General features: G+C 57.8%; 4 protein-coding genes. All 4 read right to left on the minus strand.

Annotation, left to right across the window (positions count from 1 at the left end; genetic code table 11):
* Positions 1-545: 545 nt before the first annotated feature.
* On the minus strand, positions 546-947 hold the full coding sequence (locus FCL40_RS18315) for a nitrous oxide-stimulated promoter family protein (RefSeq protein WP_136854716.1): 402 nt from the start codon (positions 945-947) through the stop codon (positions 546-548).
* A 46-nt stretch (positions 948-993) separates the two neighbouring features.
* Positions 994-3,264, minus strand: a complete 2,271-nt coding sequence (locus FCL40_RS18320; RefSeq protein WP_136854717.1) for a nitric-oxide reductase large subunit — start codon at positions 3,262-3,264, stop codon at positions 994-996.
* A 213-nt stretch (positions 3,265-3,477) separates the two neighbouring features.
* Positions 3,478-5,073 (minus strand): cation:proton antiporter family protein, encoded by a 1,596-nt coding sequence (locus tag FCL40_RS18325; RefSeq protein WP_136854718.1) that lies wholly within the window; start codon positions 5,071-5,073, stop codon positions 3,478-3,480.
* Positions 5,074-5,203: 130 nt separating this feature from the next.
* The coding region (locus FCL40_RS18685) for a hypothetical protein (protein WP_205729166.1) at positions 5,204-5,474 on the minus strand (271 nt) is incomplete at its 5' end.

A 5,474-nucleotide genomic window follows, 5' to 3' on the forward strand; every position in this document is an offset into this window, starting at 1 on the left:
GCTCCACAGAGCTTCCAGATAGCTCGTAAAGGACGTCTCACAGGCACCATCGTCACCCCGGCGAAGGCCGGGGCCCAGTGGCTTTGTGATCATGCTTGAAAAAGACCCTGGATACCGGCGTGCGCCGACATGACTGTGCTGGGGAAGTTGCATTGTCATGAATTGGCACTGAGTGGCTACGAAGCGCGCCCTTACCCACAGGCACCATCGTCACCCCGGCGAAGGCCGGGGCCCAGTGGCTTTGTGATCATGCTTGAAAAAGACCCTGGATACCGGCGTGCGCCGGCATGACTGTGCTGGGGAAGCCGCATTGTCATGAACTGGCACTGAGTGGCTACGAAGCGCTCCCTTACCCACAGGCACCATCGTCACCCCGGCGCACGCCAGGGTCCAGGGTCTTGTCACCCGAATCTGGAAGCCAGCTTCCCCCCTCTCCCGCCCAGGCTCAGTGCCGGGGGGATTGGCCTTTTGCCAACCGGGTCGGGGATCGCGCCAGGTGATGAAACGGCAAGCAAAAAGAAGGGGACCCTATGGGTCCCCTGTGGTCATTGTTTCTGCTTGGCGTTCGCCTTACGCCGGGCATATTGGCTGGCACCAGCCGGTGGCTTCTCTGGTATAGGGCGGCGCTTATCCAGGATATGCTGAATCGCCTCTATGGGATGACGGTAGAGCATCCTGGGGCCGGAGTAGATCATCGCCTTCTTAGCTTGGGCCCTGGGTTGCGGCTTATAGCAATGGATTGGGCAGCGGGCACAGTCTGGTTTGCTCTCCCCGTAGGGACAACGGTCCAGTTTCTGCTCGGCGTAGTTCAATAGCGACAGGCAATCGGGGCACAGGCCGTTGGTCTTCAGTTCTGCCTGGCAGTGGGCCTTGCAGTAGATCTGAAGCATATGCTTGATGGTCTGGTGCTCTTTGGCTAGCCTGCCTGTCAGTATCTCTGAACTCATGGGATCGACTCCGGTAATGGGGGCACTGCTGTACCCCCTACTTGTGTTATGCGGTGGCCAATTTCCTGGCACGCTTGGCCGCCCAGCTGGCTTTTACTAAGCCAAACAGGAACATCGCGATAAACATGCCGCCAATGGCAAACAGGATATCACCAGGTACGCGCCACCACACCAGCTGGCGTACCAGTTCGCTTTGCAGTACTTCCGGAGAGCGGGCAAACCAGTAGCCGTGATCGATGGCTGCGAAGAACTGGATGATACCTACCGGCAGCAGCGACATGACCAGCATTGCCATCAGGCCGATGTTCATGCTCCAGAACGCCCACTTCAGTAGCTTCTGGTTCCAGCCACGCCCTTTGCTCAGTCCCATCAGGCAGAACAGCATTAACCCAATACCCAGCATTCCGTAGACACCCATAAAGGCACCGTGGCCATGGGCTGCCGTGGTATTGAGTCCCTGAACATAGTAGAGGGAGATGGGCGGGTTGATCAGGAAGCCCAGCATGCCGGCGCCGAACATGTTCCAGAAGGCGGTGGCCACGAAGAACATGATGGCCCACTTGTAGTTGGTCATCCAGCTGGCTGCGTTGCGCAGGCGGTACTGCTCGTAGGCTTCAAAACCGATCAGGGCCAGAGGGACCACCTCTAGGGCGGAGAAGATGGAGCCCCAGGCCAGTACCGATGTCGGGGTACCGGTAAAGTACCAGTGGTGCGCGGTACCGATGATGCCCCCGGAGAGGAAGATCAGGGTGGCGAACAGTACCGCGGCGTTGGCGCTGCGGGCTCGAATCAGTCCCAGGCGGACAAACATCAGGGCAATCACGGCAGTAGCAAAGGTTTCAAAGAAGCCCTCAACCCACAGATGCACCACCCACCAGCGCCAGTACTCGGCCATCGCCAGGTTGGTGTGCTTGCCCATCATCAGACCGGCACCGTAGAACAGGCCAATGGCGACAACGGAGACATAGAGCAGCCAGATCACCGGCTTATGGTCATTCTGCTCCTTGAGGGCCGGACGAATGGCGGCGGTAACCAGGGCAAGCCAGATGACCAGCCCCACCATCAACAGAATCTGCCAGAATCGTCCCAGGTCGATGTACTCATGTCCCTGATGACCGAACCAGTAGCTGAGATCGATGTCCAGCACCTGCTGAACCGCCAGCCACTCGCCGGCCATGGAACCCAGAACCACGACCAGCAGGGCAAGCCACAGCAGGTTGACGCCCAGCTTTTGCCACTTAGGCTCGCGCCCCCCGGAGAGTGCCGGTGCGATATAGAGACCGGTAGCCAGCCACAGGGTGGCAATCCAGAATACCGCCAACTGAGTGTGCCAGGTCCGGGTCAGGGAGTAGGGCAGGATATCGGACAGGGGGATGCCGTAGAACTGTTGGCCTTCAACCGCATAGTGGGCGGTGATCCCTCCCAGAACGATCTGCAGCATGAACAGACCGATGGCAGTCAGGAAGTACTTACCCAGTGCTCGCTGAGACGGGGAGGGCTGGTGGCTGAAGATGGGATCCTCCTTGGCCGGTGTGGGCAGGGGATCATGCTTCAGGGTGGAGTGATACCAGGCCAGGGCTGCGACACCAAAGATCAGCACCACGACGGACAAGATGGACCAGACGGTAATAGAGGAGGTGGGCAGGTTGTCCACCAGGGGCTCATGGGGCCAGTTGTTGGTGTAGGAGACACCGGGCTGGTCAACGCGGTCGGTGGCGGTCGCCCAGGCGCTCCAGAAGATGAAGGCGGTCAGGTCTTCACGTCTTTGCAGTGAGGGCAGGGTGCCCTCCTTCATGGCGTACTGCTCCCGCAGGGGCTGAAGTTCGGGATCGTCGCCAAACAGGGAGAGGTAGTGTGTCTGCACCATCTTAATGGCGTCAAAGCGGGTATCAGACAGGGTAATGGTGCCGGTTTCCGGGTTATATCGGTTTCGGCGAACGTCGGCCTTGAGTTCGGCCTGCAGGCTACTCTGCTGCGCCGCACTAAGGGCGTCGTAACTGTTGTCAAATTGGCCCTGGGCCCGGATCTCCAACCAGGCAAGTAGCTCACGGTGCAGCCAATCGGCGCTCCAGTCCGGGGCAACATAGGAGCCGTGGCCCCAGACGGAGCCAAGCTGATGCCCCCCCATGGAGCGCCAGGCCATCTGGCCCTGCTGAATATCCTCTTCGGTGAAGAGGATCCGGCCATTGTCACTGATGACCTGTGAGGGAATGGGAGGCATCTCCCGGTAAGTATTGCTGCCCATGGAGAGCAGCACGGTGAAAGAGGCGAGACAGGTGAGTATCAGCGCCCAGAGTATGATTTTTTGTCGACTCATAACCGTACCTGCTTTGGGGATTCGTCGTTGTTGAGGGTGATTTACCAAAGGTGCATTCTCAGTGCATCTTTAAGATGAGAGTACCTTAGTAAAGTGCTCAGGTATTATCAACAGAGGATTTTCAGGAACAAGCAGGCTGAGATCCTGATCACAGATCAGTGGGGCACGGTTACTCCAAAGGGGATAGAGGAGGGCGGCTGAGCCGCCCTTGGGTTAAAGAGAGGGATTGCTTTTCAGGCTGGCCGGCAGAGTTTCCAGTATCTGATCGGCCAAGCCGGTACCTGCGGCCTGATAGATGTTGTAGACGCTGTGGACCCCCATGTCGATCAGTGCCTCCTCCTCATCGGGATAGCGCACGATGGCGGTTACCTTGCCCTTGTAGTCACTGTTGAACAGCAGCTCCGCAGTATGGAGGTTACCCTGGTGTGAAGGCATAGCCAGGACGATGAGATCGATGCTGGAGCTTGGCACCAGCTTGTCCCAGAAGTCGGAATCCGTGCCATCCCCCAGTACCGCACGTCGCCCCTCACTCTTGTGCCGCTCGATGATCTCCTGTTTGTGGTCGATGCCCATGACCTGACCCTGGTGGGCCATATCGAGGGAGTCATAGGCCGCAGACCCAATTCTGCCCATGCCGAAGATGAGAATCTTGGGCTGGCCAATATGGATTGGCTGGTCCTCGGGGTGGAGAGGGTGGCGTTGCCAATGGCTGAGTCGGGGCAACAGCCACTGATAGATCCCCTGAGACAGTCGACCCAGAGGGGCGGCAATCAGAAAGCTGAAGGCGACCATCAGCGCGATCACCCTGAGCCAGGTGGCCTCCAGGCCGCCTGTAGCGATGGCCGCGGTCATCACGATCAGCCCGAATTCGCTGAAATTACCCAGGGTCAGTGCCGACATGAAGGAGGTGCGCAGTCGGAGGCGGAACAGCAGCAGCAGTCCGACAAAGAGCAGCAACTTGAGCGGAAGCAGGGTCAGCAGAGCCAAGGCGGTTGTGATCTCCTCGAGGGAGGGGATCCCCTGCTGGCCAATAGTAAGGAAGAAGGCCACCAGAAACAGCTCTTTGAACAGAAACAGTGATTTTGACAACTCTGATGATTTGGCGTGACCTGCCAAGAGGATACCCATGAGCAGGGCACCCAGGTCCGGTTTGAGGCCGACGGCATCAAACAGGGCGGCGCCGGGAACCAGCGCCATCACCAGTCCAAAGAGCACCAACATCTCTCCGTGACCACTGCTCTTCATTATTCTGAACAACAGGGGCCTGGCCAGGGGCAGGGCCAACAGCACCAGCGCCCAGGGCGACGGCCAGACCCCCTTGCTGATGGTCAGGTAAACCACCGCAAAGATGTCCTGCATAATCAGAATGCCGATGGCGGTGCGGCCATAAAGGGACTGCAGATCGCCACTCTCCTCCAGGGTCTTGATGGCGAAGACGGTGCTGGAAAAGCTTAATGCGAAGCCCAGAGTCAGGATCTGCGGATTCGACAACTGATCGAACAGGCCCAGGCCCAGTAATGCTAACGCCTTGATCAGCAGCGAACAGACAAAGACGATGATCAGCATATGGGTGGTCGCCGTTCCCCACACCTCCCGCTTGGTCAGGCTGTTCAGATCCAGCTTCAGGCCAATGGCAAACAGCAGCAGCAGTACACCCAGATCAGCGACAGGGTTGAGAAAATCCAGCGCGTCGATGCCGGCGCCAAACAGAGCAAAGCCGGCGGTGAGGTAGCCGATGAGCGGAGGAAGACCAATTCGAACGGCAACCAGGGCCAGCAGGAGAGGAGTAAGAAGAAGGAGAGGATCCATCCAAAATCTCTGGTTTGATAATTAGATGCCTGTATTGTAACCAGTTTAACTCTCTCTGAGTGACCTGGGCCTAAGAAATTCCGGCCTAAATTTCCCGATATCAGCCCATGGCTTGGCCGAAACGCTATTTTCAGTAGGTCGCTTTAGGGTGGAGATGTGGATAACTCTGTGGGTTTTCTGTGTGAATGCGGTGGGGTTGACCGATCGCCTCGTAAACTTGAAAAAACTTTCCATTTTGCCTTGCCAAGTTATTCGAACCCCCTATAATGCGCTCCCTGTCGACGGGGCACAGCGGGTCATCAAACACCGTGCTGAGCAAAACATCGACACCCGGAAAATCCTTTGAAAATAGGGGTTGACGGGGGATGAGGAAAGCGTAGAATGCGCAGCCTCGGCAACGC

It is taken from the genome of Ferrimonas sediminicola (assembly GCF_005116715.1).
Taxonomy (GTDB): Bacteria; Pseudomonadota; Gammaproteobacteria; order Enterobacterales; family Shewanellaceae; genus Ferrimonas; species Ferrimonas sediminicola.